This window comes from Burkholderia sp. AU39826 (assembly GCF_020419965.1).
Classification (GTDB): Bacteria; Pseudomonadota; Gammaproteobacteria; order Burkholderiales; family Burkholderiaceae; genus Burkholderia; species Burkholderia semiarida.
In genome coordinates, this window is the sequence record NZ_JAIZQG010000001.1 from 593,514 (window position 1) to 608,498 (window position 14,985).

Below are 14,985 nucleotides of genomic sequence, written 5' to 3' on the forward strand. Positions count from 1 at the left end.
CCGGCGACGGTCCCGCCCATCTGGCTCGTCAGAGCAACCCCATCCCGCCCGACGCGATGATTTCCGCGCCGACGATGAACGCGGATTCCGGCGCGCTCAGGTGCAGCACCGTCGACGCGATTTCATCCGGCGTGCCGAAGCGGCCGATCGGCACGAGGCCCTTGATTTTCTCGGCCGTCTCGTCGAGCGTCGCCGCATCGAACCCGAGCTTGCCGTACAGCGGCGTCTGCACGGGCCCCGGGCTCACCACGTTCACGCGCACGCCGTACGGCAGCAGTTCCGTCGACAACGTCTTCGCGAACGAATTGACGGCCGCCTTGCTCGCCGCGTACACCGACGAGCCGGGCATCCCGACATGCGCGTTGATCGAGCCGTTGATCACGATCGAGGCGCCGCGGTTCAGCAGCGGCACGAGCGACTGGATCTGGAAATACGCGCCCTTCACGTTGGTGTTGAACACGAGATCCCACATCGCTTCGTCGCTGTCGGCGAACGGCGCGAGTTTCGCGACGCCCGCGTTGACGAATACGGCGTCGAGCCGCACGCCGGCGGTGGCGAGCGCATCGGCCAGCGCGCGGGCCGACGCGACGCTGCCGGCTTCGTTGCGAATCGCGAGCGCCCCTTCGCCGAGCGTTTGGCGGGCGGCTTCCAACGTCTGGGCGTCGCGCCCGGTGATGACGACCCGCGCGCCTTCGGACGCGAATGCCCGGGCGGCCGCGAGGCCGATGCCGCTGTTGCCGCCCGTGACGAGGACCGTCTTTCCTTCGAAGCGTTGCATGATGTTCTCCTGTGAACCGGTGAGTTGACCGTGAACACAGGATGCGCGCGGCGCCCGGCCTTGCCGTACGACGGGCGCGACGAACATGTTCGAAAACGTCGAACATGTTGGCGCGGGCGCGTTCAGCCGACCACGTCGATCCCGTCGAGCAGCCGCCGTGCGAGTCTCGGCTCGCGCAATTGCTCCAGCCACCATTGCAGTGCGCGGCCGTCGCGATCGCCGTGCCACGCGACGTACAGCAGATTCGGCTCGCGCGGATCGGCCGTCTGCTTCTCGACCAGTTCGCCGCGCGCGAGCAGCGACGCGACGCGCCGGCGCGGCACCCAGCCGACGCCGAGCGCATCGCGCTGCGCAAGGATCTTCGCGCGCATCGACGGCACCGCGAGCACGGCCTGCCCGCCGAGCAGGCCATACGCGCGGCCGGCCGCGCGCCGCGACGAATCGGCGACGACGACCGAGCGGTGCGCACCGATCGCGTCGCGCGTCAGCGGGCCGCGCGCGGACGCCAGCGGATGGCGCGGCGACACCGCGAACACCCACTCCATCGCGCCGAGCTCGAACCACTTGAGGCCCGGAATCGCCGGCGGCTCGTTGGTCGCACCGACGACCAGATCCGCGCGGCCGTCGCGCAACGCTTCCCAGGTCCCGCCGAGCACCTCGTGCGTGAAACGCAGCGACACGCCCGAATCGAGCGCATCGAAGGCGCGGACGACCGGCACGAGCGTATCGAACTCCAGCACCTCGTCGCTGACGATCCACAGCCGGTCCTCCCAGCCGCTCGCGACCTGCCGCACGCGCTGCGTCAGCCGGGCGACGTCGAGCGCGAGCCGCGCCGCCTCGTCGGCCAGCAATTGTCCGGCCGGCGTGAGCTGCAGCCGGTAGCCGCGCCGGTCGAACAGCAGCGCGTCGAAACGCGTTTCGAGCTGGCGCGCCGCGTGCGACACCGTCGACGGCGCCTTGCCGAGCCGCGCGGCGGCACGCGACAGGCTGCCGGTGGCGCGGATCGCGTCGAGCAGCGCCAGTTCGTCTTCGGACAGCATGAGATCGCTCCGCGGTGAGGTTTGTCGTGGATCGTAAGGCAGCAGCGCACGGCGGTCCAATCGCGCGATGGCGGCTGCGGTCGCGAGCCACGAACCGCCGCCGGCGCGCTCGACTTCCGGTATGCTGGCCGAGGCGAAATGACACGAATCGAGGTAACCACTGCGATGGACATCGCGATCCGCATCGAAGGCCGTCACGACCTGACGGGGCAAATCTTCCGGCAACTGCGCACCGCGATCGTCGACGGGCGTCTCGAAGCCGGCGCGCGGCTGCCGTCGACGCGCGACCTCGCGAAACAGCTCGGCGTGTCGCGCAAGACGACGCTCGACGCGTTCGAGCGCCTGGTGGCCGAGGGTTACCTGAATACGCGCGCCGGCGACGGCACGTTCGTTGCGGACGGCCTCGCGCGCGTGCCGCACGCCGCGGCCGCGTCGGCGCCGTCGATCGTCGACGAGATGCCGCGCATCGACGCGGTCGATGCACGCGCGCTGTGGAACGACCTGCCGGACGCGCTCGCGATGCCCGCGCCGCATGATTCGCCCGGCTTCGACTTTCGCGGCGGCGTGACCGACAAGACGCTGTTCCCGTTCGACGCATGGCGGCGCTGCCTGCATCACGCGCTGCGCCAGCAGGCGCGCGGCCCCGGCCAGTACCACGATCCGGCCGGCGACCCGCAGTTGCGCGGCGCGATCGCGCGCTACGTCGGATTCAGCCGCGCGGTCGCATGCAGCTGGGACGACGTGCTCGTCACGCAAGGCGCACAACAGGCGCTCGACCTGATCGCGCGCGTGGTCGTGCGGCCGGGCGACGTCGTCGCGGTCGAGGATCCCGGCTATCCGCCCGCGCGCGCCGCGTTCGCGTCGCTCGGCGCGACGGTGACCGGCGTGCCGGTGGACGCGCAGGGCCTCGTCACGGAACGGCTGCCGGACGACGCACGGCTCGTCTACGTAACGCCGTCGCATCAGTTCCCGCTCGGCATGCCGATGACGCTCGACCGCCGCGTCGCGCTGCTCGAATGGGCGCAGCGTCGCCGTGCAGTGATCATCGAGGACGACTACGACGGCGAATTCCGCTTCGAAGGCCGCCCGGTCGAATCGCTGAAGAGCCTCGACCGCACGGGCCTCGTCGCGTACGTCGGCACGTTCTCGAAGACGATCTTTCCCGAGCTGCGGATCGGCTACGCGATTGCGCCGCGCGCGCTGCGCGGCGCGCTGGCCAAGGCGAAGCAGATCGTCGACTGGCACACGTGCACGCTGACGCAGGCGGCGCTCGCGCGCTTCATGCACGATGGCGATTTCGCGCGGCACCTGAAACGCGTGCAGAAGCACTACGACGCGCGGCGCAAGGTGCTGATCGCGCACCTGCGCGGCGAACTCGCGCCGTGGTTCGACGCGATCGTGCCGACCGCCGGCATCCATCTCGCCGCGCACCTGAAGCCGGGGCTCGACGAAGCGGCGCTGGTCCGCGCGGCGCGGGCGCAGGACATCGGCCTGTACGGAATCTCCGCGTTCCACGCGGGCGTGCCGGTGCGTGCCGGGCTGCTGTTCGGCTATGGCGGGATCGACGCGCTGCGCATCGACACGGCGCTCGCGAAGCTGGCCCGGCTGCTGGAAGCAGGCATCGCGGGCGGGCCGTCACTGGTCACCTGAATTTCCACGGAATTGGCTATTCAAGCAGGCCAGTGCGCGGCCTAAAGTGGGTCCTGTCGCGCCACCCCGGCGCTACCCAACCGAAAAGGACCTGCCATGCAACCGCGCCTGAACTTCTATGCCGCCAGCCCGAATGCGATCAAGGTGATGCGCAACGCCGAGGAATTCCTCGCGAAGTGCTCGATCGAGAAGCCGCTCGCCGAACTCGTCCGTCTGCGTGCGTCGCAGATCAACGGCTGCGCGTTCTGCGTCGACATGCATACGAGCGACGCACGCAAGGGCGGCGAAACCGACCGCCGTCTCGCGACCGTCGTTACGTGGCGCGAAACGCCGTTCTTCACCGAGCGCGAACGCGCGGCGCTGGAATGGACCGAGGCGCTGACGCTGGTGGCCGGCAACCACGTGCCCGACGCCGTCTGGGAAGCCGTGAAGCCGCATTTCACCGACGAGGAGCTGTTCGACCTGTCGATGCTGATCGCGACGATCAACTCGTGGAACCGCTTCGCGATCGCGTTCCGCAAGATGCCCGAGTAAGGCGGCGACGATGATCCGCTCCCCGCTCCATCGCATCGCGCCGTGCATCGGGCTCGTGCTCGCGGCGGCACTGCCGGCCGCCGCCCACGCGCACGACGCCGGCGACAGCGTCCACGCGATCATGCAGCAGGCCGTGCCCGAAGCGCCCGGCAAGCTTGTCGTCGTCGCGACGGTCGACTATGCGCCCGGTCAGGCGTCCGACGCGCACCGGCATCTCGGCTCGGTGTTCGCGGTCGTGTCGAAAGGCGAAGTGCTGTCGCAGGTGAACGGCGGCCCGCTGCGCCGCTATCGCGCCGGCGAAGGCTGGTACGAGCCGCCCGGCTCGCGCCATCAGGTATCGCGCAACGCGAGCGCGACCGAGCCCGCGCAACTGGTCGTGTTCGGGCTGACGGGCGAGCATCAGCCGCTGAAATCGCCGATCGATCAGTGATCCGGAGAATCGGACGAATCGGGCGAATGCTCGCGACGTAAACGAAAAAACCGGCTCGAAAGCCGGTTTTTTCATACCGCATGCCGTGAGCGGCGCTCGCGCGCCGCGCGACGTTTAGAAGCGGTGGATCATGCCGACGCCGACAGCGATCTGGTTCTGCTTCGAACCTGCCGCCACGCCGTCGCCGATCTGCGTCGTTGCTGCCTGGATGGTGCCAGTCTTGCTCAGCGTATTGCCCGACGCGTGCTGGTAAGCCTCGAGTGCGTACAGGCCCGTGCGCTTCGACAGGCTGTAGTACTGCGACAGCGTGACCTGATGGTACTTGGCCGCGCTCGTGATGCCGTTCGACTGCGTCGCCGCCGTGTACGAGTAGCCGACCGCGAAGTCCCACTGAGCCGCTGCCTTCCAGTGCAGCACGGCGCCGGCCGTGTTGAAGATCGCGCTGTTGCGGAACACCGAACCCACGCCCGGCGTGTACTTGACGTTCGTGTACGACGCCGACACATCCCACGCCGGCGTCAACTGGTAACCGGCCGTCACGCCGATGCGCTGCTGCGATTGCGCCGTCTGATAACCGGCATTGAGCGCCGACACCGCCGGCTGGCCGCCGCTCGTGACCGTCGAGTTGTCGCCCCACACGCCGCCGCCGAGCGTCGAGTTGTTGACCTTCTGATAGCCGACCGCGATGCCTGCCGGGCCGTTCAGGTACTGGACCGCCGCGCTCCACGTCGAGCCGCGGTTGACGCTGCCCGGCACGCCGCCGAACGAGTACGAACCGCCGACCGTGAAGCCGTAGAACTTCGGCGACATGTAGACGAGCGAGTTGTTCGCGCGGTAGCTGGTATCCAGCGAATCGATATCGCCCGGGTGCGCGCCGTATGCGCCCGTCAGCCACGTCGTCGGGCTGTACGGCGACAGCAGCGTGTAGTACGCCGTGTACTGACGGCCGGCCGTCAGCGTACCGTACGCCTGGTTCGTCATACCGACCCATGCCTGGCGGGTGAAGATGCCGCCTGCCCATTGCGACGCGCCGGTCGCCGAGTTCACGCCTGCTTCCAACTGGAAGATCGCCTTCGTGCCGCCGCCGAGATCTTCGCTGCCCTTCAGGCCGAAGCGGCTGCCTGCCCATACGCCGGTGGACATCGATACCTTCGAGTGACCGCCGGTCGTCGCACCCGTCGACGGGGCCGCGTTGTTCTGGTATGCCAGGCCGTTGTCGACGATACCGTACAGGGTCACGCTGCTCTGGGCGTGGGCGGCGGTAGCGGCTGCGAGACCCACTGCCGTCATGGCGAAAGCGACGCGCTTTTTCATTGATTCTCCGTCCTCAAAGAATGTTTCTTTTCTGGTGTGGTTTTGTGACCGACACATGTGCGAGTACATGCCGACGCGATTCTGACGGATTACCAATTGTTTCCCAACATGTGCAGTCGGTCATCGTATGATCGACGCAACGCGGGCGTTCACCAAACGGTTACATAACAGCTCGAAATGCTTGTGCGGCGGGCCTTTCCGGCATTTGCCGGTGAAAACCCTAGCTTTACATTTTTACGGGTGCAACGCGACCGTCCGATGTCGTCAGACGCCTTCGGCAACCAAACATCTTACAAATGCGCGATCGAAGCTGACGCCGCGATTCACGCCGCCGCGCAGGATCGCCGACGTTCGTGACACCCACATTTCGAGACACGAAATCATGAAAACGTTTTTGTCCGTGCACGGGGCACGGGAGATCGGACGGGAACGGCCCGGCGAGCGCGGGCCGGGACGCGACGTCGGTGCCGGTCGCACCGACGCGCTTCAGTGCTGCGACGCGGGGCGCGCGAGCCGCGCGGTCACGGCGTCGGCGAGCGCGCTCAGGCGCGCGCGGATCGCCGTGTTCGAACCGACCAGCGCGAGCGACGCCGCCATGATCCGGTAGACGCGCTTTCTCGGCACCTTGGCCGGCTGCGCCGGGTCGAGCCACGCAGCGTGGCCGGCCAGCAGTTCGAGCGTTTCGAGGCCGATCATGATCGGCCACAGGCAGGCGAGTCGAAGCCGCACGAAACGGCGCGGGATCGCGAGCGTATACAGGCATGCGTCGCGATACTGGTCGAGCGCGCCGCGCAGCAGGTCGACCAGCACGCCGCGTGCGCGCGCCGACGCATCGGGCCGCATCAGGTCGGCCACGACGAGCCCGTGCGCGCGCAGCACGTCGTCGGGCAGGTAGCAGCGGCCGATGCGCAGGTCCTTCGCGCAATCGCGCAGGATGTTGGTCATCTGCAGCGCCTTGCCGAAACGGATGCCCTTCTCGCGCATGTCCGGCAGATCCCAGCCGCGCGCGGCGCGCGTATGCGCGCCCGTCATGTCGGTCCAGAATTCGCCGACGCAGCCCGCGACGAGGTACGTGTAGCGGTCGAGTTCGCCGCGCGTGGGCAGCGATGCGACCTGCCCCGACCGCTCGTCCGGAAACGTGCGCAGGTCGAATTCCATCCCCGCGGTGAGCGTCGCGACGACCTTGCGGATCGACGCGCGATCGACCTCCGGCTGCGCGCGCAGCAGCGCGAGCATCGGTTCCATCGAACCGAGCAGCAGGTGTTCGTGCGAATCGGTCTGCATCCGCGTCACGTCCTCGAGCGAACGCGACAGCGCCGCGCCGTCGCCGAGCCGCTCGATGTCGTCGCGCAGGTCGGTCAGCAGCGCCGCGCGCCGCTCGGGCGCGACGAGCGCCGTGTCGGCGATCGTATCGGCCGCGCGTGCGAGCAGATACGCGAGGCCGACCGGGTCGCGCATGCCGTCGGGCAGCACGCGCAGCGTCAGGTAGAAGGAGCGGGATACGTTCTTCAGCAGGTCGCCGAGCAGATAGGCGGGATCGGTATGGGTCGTCATGAGTCGGGAAAAATCGGCCGGTGCGGGCCCCGAACGCACACGGGCGCCGGGCGCCCGCGCCGGCCCGCGAGTCGCCGCATCGTCGCGCGCGGCGGGCGTCGGCCCCGGTGCGGCGATGCAAAATTCCCGCAAGTTTAGTGCATCCGGCGCGCGGGTTCGCTGTGACGGCCGGAATGCGGTGCGCGCAAGGCTGCCGTCGCTCGCGCTGCCGCGCGCGTCGCCCCTTCAAAACAGAACGGAAAGCTCGAAGTAATACATATGTAATTATTCGATGCGACGATCGCGCACCGTTCGATTCCGTTCTGCCCGGCTTCTCGCCGGGCCGCCGACTCGAGCGCCCTTTCCGACTCCGTTTCGAAGGTTCAACGACATGCTCCTCAAGCGCCCGACCTCCCTGCGCTATGCCCCGTTCGCCTGCGCCGCCGCGCTCCTGCTCGCCGCGTGCGGCGGCGACGACGCTCTGACGCGCGATCCCACGCAGCCGATCTCCGCGAAGGTCCAGGTGGTCGGCCATCGCGGCGCGAGCGCGCTGCGCCCCGAACACACGCTCGCGTCGTATCGCAAGGCGATCGAGGACGGCGCGGACGTGATCGAGCCCGACCTCGTGTCGACGCGCGACGGCGTGCTCGTCGCGCGCCACGAGAACGAGATCTCGGGCACGACGAATGTGTCGACGCTGCCGCAGTTCGCGGGCCGCAAGGCGACCAAGACGATCGACGGCGCGCAGTTGACCGGCTGGTTCACCGAGGATTTCACGCTCGCGGAGCTGAAGACGCTGCGGGCGCGCGAGCGCATTCCGCAGGTGCGCCCCGCGAATACGGCCTACAACGACCAGTTCGAGATTCCGACGTTCGACGAGATCGTCGCGCTCGCGAAGCAGATGTCCGCTCAGACAGGCCGCACGATCCATCTGTACCCGGAAACCAAGCATCCGACCTACTTCCAGTCGATCGGCCTGCCGCTCGAGGACCGTCTCGTCGACGCGCTGCTGAAGGATTCATACACGTCGCGCACGGCGACCGTCTACATCCAGTCGTTCGAAGTCGCGAACCTGAAAGCGATCCGCAACCGGATCAAGTCGAGCCAGCCGAACTGGCGGCTCGTGCAGCTGATGGACGAAGCCGGTCAGCGCCCGTACGACTTCGTGAAGGCGAACGACACGCGCACCTACGGCGACCTGTCGACGCGCGACGGCATGCGCGAGATCGCGACCTATGCGAACGGCGTCGGCCCGTACAAGACGTCGATCATCGCGGTCGCCGCGGACGGCACGCTGCAGCAGCCGACGCCGTTCGTGCGCTACGCGCACGAGGCCGGCCTCGTCGTGCATCCGTACACGTTCCGCCCGGAAAACAACTTCCTGCCCGCATCGCTGAAGGACGGCGGCACGCCGGCCACGCGCAACACGGCCGGCTCGGTGCGCGAGATCCAGGCGTACCTGCGCGCGGGCATCGACGGCTTCTTCACCGACGATCCGGCCGTCGGCCGCACGGCCGTCGATACGTTCAAGCGCTGACACGAAGCGCCGCCCCGCACGCGACCGGGCGCCGCGCACGAGGTGCCGCGCCCGGTTGCACCGCGTCGGTCAGATCACGTTGAAGTGGTGCGTGCCGTCCCGCTTCAACTGGTCGACCAGCCCGTATTCCCAGTCGAGATACGCCTGCATCGCCGCGGCCGCGTTGTCGGTGCCTTCGTACGGGCGCCGATAGCGGTCGATGCGCGGCGACGCAAGACGGGTCTCGCCGCTCTCCAGCGGCAGCCCGGCGGCGATCCACGCGGCCGTGCCGCCGGTCAGCACGCGGATCTCGGCCGACGCCGGCAGCAGCGCGCGGGCGTCATCCGCCGCGAACCGCGCGAGCAGGCTCGATCCGCACGTGAACACGTAGCGCTTCGCGGGCGGAATCGCGGCCAGCGCGTCTCGCAACTGCGCACGCACGGCAAACCACGCGCCCGGCACATGACGCTTCACGTAGTTCGCGCTGGCCGTCACGTCGACGATCGCGAGCTCGCCGGGCGCGGCCTCCTTCAGCCAGCCGGCGAGCGTCGCGGGCGACACGTCGGCCGCGGGCGGCGTCGCGGGCACGTCGCGCGGCGGCTGGCCGCGCTCGACGAATGCCGCGGCGCCGGCCGGCTCGACCACGCGCACGTCCCAGCCCATCTGCGCGAGCCACGACGCGGTCATGTCCGCGCGCACGCCGTCGTCGTCGGCCAGCACGATCCGCGCGCCGCGCACGGCCGCATGATGGTCGGTCTCCTGCACGAGCTGGCCGCCCGGCGTGCTCAGGAAGCCCGGCAGGTGGCCGGCTTCGTATTCCTCCGGTGTGCGCACGTCGAAGCGGTACAGCGTGCGGCCCGGTTCGGCGAGCGCGGCGACGTCGGCCAGCGCGATGCGCGGCACGCCGGCGCGCTCGGCCACCGCGCGGGCGGCCCGACGCGCTTCGGCGCGCTGCGTCGCATCGATCTCGTCCGGAAAGCGCCGTGCGGCGCCGCGCTCGAGCGTCTGGCCGGCCAGCGTCCAGCCGATCGTGCCGTTGCGCAGCGCGGCGACCGGGTTCGGCAGCCCCGCGTTGACGAGCGACTGCGTGCCGATGATGCTGCGCGTGCGGCCCGCGCAGTTGACGATCACCTGCGTGCGCGGATCCGGCGCCAGCGCGCGCACGCGCAGCACGAGTTCCGCGCCCGGCACGCTGGTCGACGTCGGGATGTTCATCGTCTGGTATTCGTCGAAGCGGCGCGCGTCGACGATCACGACATCGGCTTTCGCGTCGATCAGCGCCTGCACCTCCTGCGCGGACAGCGACGGCGTATGGCGCTCGGCCTCGACCCATTCGCCGAACGACTTGCTCGGCACGTTCACGTCGATGAACAGTTCGCCGCCCGCGGCGACCCAGCCCGCGAGGCCGCCGTCGAGCAGCCGCACGTCGGTGTAGCCGAGCCGCGCGAGCGTCGCGGCCGCGCGCGGCGCGAGATCCTCGCCGCCCGCTTCGCCGAACACGACGATCGGCGTGTCGCGGCGCGGAATCCGCGTCCACGCGTCGAGTTCGAGCTTCGACAACGGAAAATTGGCGGCCCACAGCGGATGGCCCTGCGCGTACGGATCTTCCTCGCGTACGTCGATCAGCGCGATCTCGTCGCGGGCAAGCAGGCGCGCGCGTACGTCCTGGTACGACGCGACGGGGAAACGGGAAAGGGAATCTGCGGAGTGCGTCACGATGTCTCTGGGTTGAATACGTTGAAGTCGGTGAAGAAAACGGAACGGCTCGATCGTGGCCCTGCCGCCGCGCGCCCGCCACGGGCCGCGCGAGCGGGCGTTGCGTCAGGCATTCGAATAGCCCGACACGAACGGCTTCACGGTGCCGTCGTCCAGGTACACCGCGCGCTCGACCTTGCCGATGTTCGCGCCGTACACGTGGATGCTGATCGATACGCGGTCGGCAAATGCGTTGGTCACGCGGTGAACGTCGCCGATGCGCGGCGACACGGCCTCGACCTCGCCCGGCCGCAACCGCACGGCGTCGCCCGCGGGCACCGGCCTGCCGGCCGCGTCGAACCGGTACGGCTGCGAGAATTCGCCGCCGCGCAGCATCCCGATCAGCCCCCACACCGTGTGATCGTGGATCGGTGTCGCCTGGCCCGGCCCCCACACGAAGCTGACGACCGAGAAGCGCTCGTCCGGGTCCAGATGCAGCAGGTACTGCCGGTAACGCTCGGGATCGGGCTGCGCGAACGCGTCGGGCAACCAGTCGTCGTGCTCGACGAGCGCGGCGAGCAGCGCGCCGCCCTCGTCGAGAATGCGCGCCTCGTTCGCGCCGGACGCGAGCAGCGCATCCAGACCCTCGACGAACGGACGCAGCGGCGTCTGTTGCAACGAAAGCGTACTCATCGGCCGTCTCCTCGAATATGATGCCGAATATGATGGATCGTCATGATGCACCCGAAAGACCATGCAGAACAAACATGAAAATTAGCGATATCGACGCTTTTGCAGCGGTCGTCCGCTGCCAGACCCTGAGCCAGGCCGCGGCCGAGCTCGGGATGACGCAGCCCGCGATCACGCGGCGCGTCCAGAATCTCGAGGAAACGCTCGGCGTGACGCTGCTCGACCGCAACACGAAGCCGCCGCGCCCGACCGACATCGGCCGGCAGGTGTTCGAGCAGTGTCGCGCGATCCTGCGCGAGGTCGACGCGCTGCGCGAACTGACGGCCGGCCAGCAGCCGCCCGCCGGTGAATTCAGGATCGGGCTCACGCAGGGCCTCGGCGAATTGATGCTGCCCGCGCTGATCGCGGATCTCGCCGCGCAGTGGCCCGCGCTCGCGACGCAGGTCACGACCGCATGGGGCGGCCTGCTCGTCGACCGCATCGCCCGCCGCGAACTCGATGCGGCGCTCGTCTTCCTCGCGCGCGAGATGGTGCTGCCGGCGCAGGTCGAGGGTGAACGCTTGCTGGCCACGCGGCTCGTCGCGGTCGGCCGCAAGGGCGACTGGCCGCGCCGCAGCTACCGGCTCGCCGATTGCCACGCGCGCGGCTGGGTGCTCAACCCGGACGGCTGCGGCTTTCGTGCGGGCTTGCGGCGCGCGCTCGACGCGCAGGGCCTGCCGATGCCGATCACGCTCGATGCGTACGGCCGCGACCTGCAACTGCAGAGCGTCGCCAACGGCTTCGGCCTCGGGCTGATGCCGCTGCCGCTCGTCGAAGGCAGCCCGCTGCGCGACGCGCTCGATATCGTGCCGCTCGCCGATTTCAAGCCGCAGATCGATCTGTGGCTGCTGCGCCGGCACGATGCCGCGCGCCTCGACGCGCCGCTCGCGGCCGTCGCCGCGCATGCGCGCACGGCGTTCGCGCTGCCCGAGCAATCGCACGACAAGGCCGCGTAACGTAGCCTCGGTGGCCTCGGTGGCCGCGCGGCGCCTGCGTCGCGCCGCGCCGTTGCCGTGCGCGGCAACCTGGCCCGGCTCACGCATCGCGTCGACCGCCTTCGATGCCGGTGCGTGACGTTGCTTCCGCCGCCGCGTTCGTCTCCCCGCGCGTCGCCGCGTCGAGCACCGCCCGCCCCGCCGCCACCGCGATCGCATCGTCCTGCGGTGTATGCACGCGGCTGCACAGCACGTCGCGATAGTGGCGTTCGAGCGGATTGCCGCGGCTCAGCCCGTGATTGCCCGACAGCTTCAGCGCCTGCTCGACCGTCCGGATCGCGTGCTCGGTCACGGTGCGCTTGACGAGGCCGCTGGTCGTCACCGACGGCGCGTTGCCGGCGTCGGTGCGCGCGATGTGATCGTCGAGCAGCACACGGTTCGCGTGCAGCCAGCCTTCGATTTCGCCGACCGCCTCCTGCACGCGCGGCAGCGTCGCGAGCGGGGCGCCGAGCCCGCTCGGCGCACGCGTCGTCGCGAATTCGACGAGCCAGTCGCGCGACGCACGCGCCACCGCGTCGTACAGGCTGCCGAGCAGCACGACCATCCACGCCTGCTGGTCCGCCTGCGCGTCGGCATCCGCATGAGTGGCGGCCGATACGGCCCATGCGTCCGGCGCGCGCACGTCGACTGCATGGTCGGCCGGCAGCGGCACGTCGTCGAACACGACTTCGTGGCTGCCGGACGCACGCAGGCCGAGGTGATTCCAGCTTTCGATCACGTGGATGCGATCGCCGTCCGCAGCGGGGTCGCGCGGCACGAGAAACACGCCGACGCGCGGCGCCGGTTCGTCGGTGCGCGCCCACACGGCCAGCCAGCGCAGCGCCGGAATCCCGGTGCTGTAGAGCTTGTGGCCCGACAGCCGCCAGCCGTCGCCATCGCGCCGCGCGAGGGTCGCCGGCAGCCCGCCGCGCGACGGCGAGCCGAGCGCCGGCTCGACGCGCAGCGCGTTGATCAGCGCGCCGTGCGCGACCGCGCTGTCGAACACCGCGCGCCGCGCCTGCGCGGGCCAGCGGTTGTCGGCGCGGCCGAGCGCGCGGTGCTGCAGATACGTCATCGTCAGCACCAGCGCGGTTGCCGGATCGGCCCGCGCGACGGCCGCGACGATCCGGCTCGCCCGCGCCAGCGTCGCCCCGGCGCCGCCATGCTCGCGCGGCACGACCTGCGCGATCAGCCCGGCACGATGCAGTCGCGCGAAGTTCTCGTGCGGAAAGCGGCCCTCGACGTCGTTGCGGGCCGCATCGGCGGCGAGTTCGGGAGTGAGACGCTCGAGCAGCGCGGCGAGGCGCGCGTCGTCCGTCTCGTCGATGGCGTCGGCGTGGGCGGGCTTGGCGGCGTCCGCGGGCAGCAGGCGCAGCGAGGGTTGCGGTGGCGGCGAGGAAACGGCAAGGCTGGCGGACATCGAAACGGATTCCCTGGGTAGGTCGAACACGGCGGCGGAACGACGAAAACGGCGGGCGAAAACAGCAGGCGAAAACAGCGCCGACGCGCGCCCGATCATTCACGAGCCCACAGCGTATGCGCAACGCATACGGCCCCAAACCATGCAAATCTGATATTCAAATCGGGATTGATTATTTCCATTCCGCATGATCCCGGCGTTAACCTGCGCTCCATTCCTGCCCGGCCGTGCGCCGGGACATCCCTGCACCGGAGACCCAGATGAGCGTCGAATTCATCGGCATGATCCAGAGCCAGAAGCAGTCGGAAATCCACCCGGCGTCCGGCCCCGTGGTCGATCCCGACTATGTGCGCGACTTTGCCCGCGCCCATGAAACCGCCGGTTTCGACCGGATTCTCGTGCCGCATCACTCGACCGGCCCGTCGGCGACGCTGACGATCGCGTTCGCGGCGGCCGCGACCGAGCGCATCCATTTCATGCTCGCGCATCGTCCCGGCTTCACCGCGCCGACGCTCGCCGCGCGGCAGATCGCGACGCTCGACCAGTTCAGCCGCGGCCGGCTCGCCGTGCACTTCATCTCCGGCGGCTCGGACAGCGAGCAGCAGCGCGACGGCGATTTCCTCGATCACGACGCGCGCTATGCACGCACCGACGAATACCTGGGCATCCTGCGGCGAATCTGGACGGAAGCGCAGCCGTTCGATCACGACGGCGCGCATTACCGGTTCAAGCAGGGTTTCTCGGAAGTGAAGCCGTTCCAGCAGCCGCACGTGCCGATCTACTTCGGCGGCGCGTCGGAAGCCGCGCTGGCGGTGGCCGGCAAGCACGCGGACGTGTACGCGCTGTGGGGCGAATCGCTCGACCAGGTGCGCGACCTGACGACGCGCGTGCGCGCCGAAGCCGCGAAACACGGCCGCCAGGTGCGCTTCTCCGTATCCTTCCGCCCGATCCTCGCGGCGACCGAGGACGAAGCGTGGGCGCGTGCGCACCGCATCCTCGACGAAACGCGCCGGCTGCGCGAAGCGGCCGGGCTCGGCGCCGGCGGCCCGCAGCAGAGCGAAGGCGCGCGCCGCCTGCTCGCCGCGGCCGAGCGCGGCTCGCGCGTCGACAAGCGGCTGTGGACCGAGATCGCGAAGCTCACCGGCGCGCGCTCGAATTCGACGGCGCTCGTCGGCACGCCCGAACAGGTCGCCGACGCGCTGCTCGACTACTACGACCTCGGCGTGACGACGTTCCTGATCCGCGGCTTCGACCCGCTGGAAGACGCGATCGACTGCGGCCGTGAACTGATTCCGCGTGTGCGCGGCGCCGTCGCCGCACGCGACGCGGCACGCCGCGCCGCCTGAGCCAACGGAGCCCAACGGAGCCATAC

The 14,985-nt window shown here is 69.6% G+C and carries 13 protein-coding genes; 6 read left to right on the top strand and 7 right to left on the bottom strand.

The features are described 5' to 3' along the window. Nucleotides 1–28: 28 nt before the first annotated feature. On the bottom strand, nucleotides 29–778 hold the full coding sequence (locus tag LGM42_RS02660; protein ID WP_060311018.1) for an SDR family oxidoreductase: 750 nt from the start codon (nucleotides 776–778) through the stop codon (nucleotides 29–31). Between the two features lie 122 nt (nucleotides 779–900). Next, nucleotides 901–1,818 (bottom strand): LysR family transcriptional regulator, encoded by a 918-nt coding sequence (locus tag LGM42_RS02665; RefSeq protein WP_059574534.1) that lies wholly within the window; start codon nucleotides 1,816–1,818, stop codon nucleotides 901–903. Nucleotides 1,819–1,983: 165 nt separating this feature from the next. On the opposite strand from LGM42_RS02665, the gene LGM42_RS02670 reads away from it, so the two are divergent. The 3 genes from LGM42_RS02670 to LGM42_RS02680 all read left to right on the top strand — a co-directional run bounded on the left by LGM42_RS02670 (nucleotide 1,984) and on the right by LGM42_RS02680 (nucleotide 4,432). Further along, nucleotides 1,984–3,468 (top strand): PLP-dependent aminotransferase family protein, encoded by a 1,485-nt coding sequence (locus LGM42_RS02670; RefSeq protein ID WP_226231707.1) that lies wholly within the window; start codon nucleotides 1,984–1,986, stop codon nucleotides 3,466–3,468. Nucleotides 3,469–3,564: 96 nt separating this feature from the next. Next, nucleotides 3,565–4,002 (top strand): carboxymuconolactone decarboxylase family protein, encoded by a 438-nt coding sequence (locus tag LGM42_RS02675; protein ID WP_059574538.1) that lies wholly within the window; start codon nucleotides 3,565–3,567, stop codon nucleotides 4,000–4,002. A 10-nt stretch (nucleotides 4,003–4,012) separates the two neighbouring features. Further along, complete coding sequence (locus LGM42_RS02680) at nucleotides 4,013–4,432, top strand: cupin domain-containing protein (protein WP_059574540.1); 420 nt, start codon at nucleotides 4,013–4,015, stop codon at nucleotides 4,430–4,432. Nucleotides 4,433–4,546: 114 nt separating this feature from the next. On the opposite strand, the gene LGM42_RS02685 is transcribed toward LGM42_RS02680, so the two are convergent. Together LGM42_RS02685 and LGM42_RS02690 are read right to left on the bottom strand one after the other, a co-directional pair. Beyond that, the gene (locus tag LGM42_RS02685; protein ID WP_226231492.1) at nucleotides 4,547–5,746 is read right to left on the bottom strand and encodes a porin; all 1,200 of its coding nucleotides are present in this window, start codon (nucleotides 5,744–5,746) and stop codon (nucleotides 4,547–4,549) included. Nucleotides 5,747–6,232: 486 nt separating this feature from the next. Then, nucleotides 6,233–7,300 (bottom strand): phytoene/squalene synthase family protein, encoded by a 1,068-nt coding sequence (locus LGM42_RS02690; protein WP_060311021.1) that lies wholly within the window; start codon nucleotides 7,298–7,300, stop codon nucleotides 6,233–6,235. A gap of 370 nt (nucleotides 7,301–7,670) precedes the next feature. Between LGM42_RS02690 and LGM42_RS02695 the strand changes: the two genes are divergently transcribed. Next, nucleotides 7,671–8,816, top strand: a complete 1,146-nt coding sequence (locus tag LGM42_RS02695; RefSeq protein ID WP_226231493.1) for a glycerophosphodiester phosphodiesterase — start codon at nucleotides 7,671–7,673, stop codon at nucleotides 8,814–8,816. 69 nt (nucleotides 8,817–8,885) lie between these two features. On the opposite strand, the gene LGM42_RS02700 is transcribed toward LGM42_RS02695, so the two are convergent. Continuing rightward, entirely contained in the window at nucleotides 8,886–10,511 is a 1,626-nt protein-coding gene (locus LGM42_RS02700) for a rhodanese-related sulfurtransferase (RefSeq protein ID WP_226231494.1), read from the bottom strand. Nucleotides 10,512–10,616: 105 nt separating this feature from the next. Then, nucleotides 10,617–11,183 carry a cysteine dioxygenase gene (locus LGM42_RS02705; RefSeq protein ID WP_099317391.1) on the bottom strand — a complete coding sequence of 189 codons (567 nt, stop codon included), beginning with the start codon at nucleotides 11,181–11,183 and terminating at the stop codon, nucleotides 10,617–10,619. Between the two features lie 17 nt (nucleotides 11,184–11,200). On the opposite strand from LGM42_RS02705, the gene LGM42_RS02710 reads away from it, so the two are divergent. Further along, nucleotides 11,201–12,175: a LysR family transcriptional regulator gene (locus tag LGM42_RS02710; protein ID WP_196493562.1), complete on the top strand. Its 975-nt coding sequence runs from the start codon at nucleotides 11,201–11,203 to the stop codon at nucleotides 12,173–12,175. 79 nt (nucleotides 12,176–12,254) lie between these two features. On the opposite strand, the gene LGM42_RS02715 is transcribed toward LGM42_RS02710, so the two are convergent. After that, nucleotides 12,255–13,613 carry an acyl-CoA dehydrogenase family protein gene (locus LGM42_RS02715; protein ID WP_226231495.1) on the bottom strand — a complete coding sequence of 453 codons (1,359 nt, stop codon included), beginning with the start codon at nucleotides 13,611–13,613 and terminating at the stop codon, nucleotides 12,255–12,257. Between the two features lie 260 nt (nucleotides 13,614–13,873). On the opposite strand from LGM42_RS02715, the gene LGM42_RS02720 reads away from it, so the two are divergent. Beyond that, nucleotides 13,874–14,959: an LLM class flavin-dependent oxidoreductase gene (locus LGM42_RS02720; protein ID WP_226231496.1), complete on the top strand. Its 1,086-nt coding sequence runs from the start codon at nucleotides 13,874–13,876 to the stop codon at nucleotides 14,957–14,959. Nucleotides 14,960–14,985 lie beyond the last annotated feature (26 nt).

Excerpts from the sequence above, each read along its gene's own strand:
- LGM42_RS02660 (WP_060311018.1), bottom strand. The coding sequence starts at position 778 with ATGCAACGCTTCGAAGGAAAGACGGTCCTCGTCACGGGCGGCAACAGC.
- LGM42_RS02665 (WP_059574534.1), bottom strand. The coding sequence starts at position 1,818 with ATGCTGTCCGAAGACGAACTGGCGCTGCTCGACGCGATCCGCGCCACC.
- LGM42_RS02670 (WP_226231707.1), top strand. The coding sequence starts at position 1,984 with ATGGACATCGCGATCCGCATCGAAGGCCGTCACGACCTGACGGGGCAA.
- LGM42_RS02675 (WP_059574538.1), top strand. The coding sequence starts at position 3,565 with ATGCAACCGCGCCTGAACTTCTATGCCGCCAGCCCGAATGCGATCAAG.
- LGM42_RS02680 (WP_059574540.1), top strand. The coding sequence starts at position 4,013 with ATGATCCGCTCCCCGCTCCATCGCATCGCGCCGTGCATCGGGCTCGTG.
- LGM42_RS02685 (WP_226231492.1), bottom strand. The coding sequence starts at position 5,746 with ATGAAAAAGCGCGTCGCTTTCGCCATGACGGCAGTGGGTCTCGCAGCC.
- LGM42_RS02690 (WP_060311021.1), bottom strand. The coding sequence starts at position 7,300 with ATGACGACCCATACCGATCCCGCCTATCTGCTCGGCGACCTGCTGAAG.
- LGM42_RS02695 (WP_226231493.1), top strand. The coding sequence starts at position 7,671 with ATGCTCCTCAAGCGCCCGACCTCCCTGCGCTATGCCCCGTTCGCCTGC.
- LGM42_RS02705 (WP_099317391.1), bottom strand. The coding sequence starts at position 11,183 with ATGAGTACGCTTTCGTTGCAACAGACGCCGCTGCGTCCGTTCGTCGAG.
- LGM42_RS02710 (WP_196493562.1), top strand. The coding sequence starts at position 11,201 with ATGATGCCGAATATGATGGATCGTCATGATGCACCCGAAAGACCATGC.
- LGM42_RS02715 (WP_226231495.1), bottom strand. The coding sequence starts at position 13,613 with ATGTCCGCCAGCCTTGCCGTTTCCTCGCCGCCACCGCAACCCTCGCTG.
- LGM42_RS02720 (WP_226231496.1), top strand. The coding sequence starts at position 13,874 with ATGAGCGTCGAATTCATCGGCATGATCCAGAGCCAGAAGCAGTCGGAA.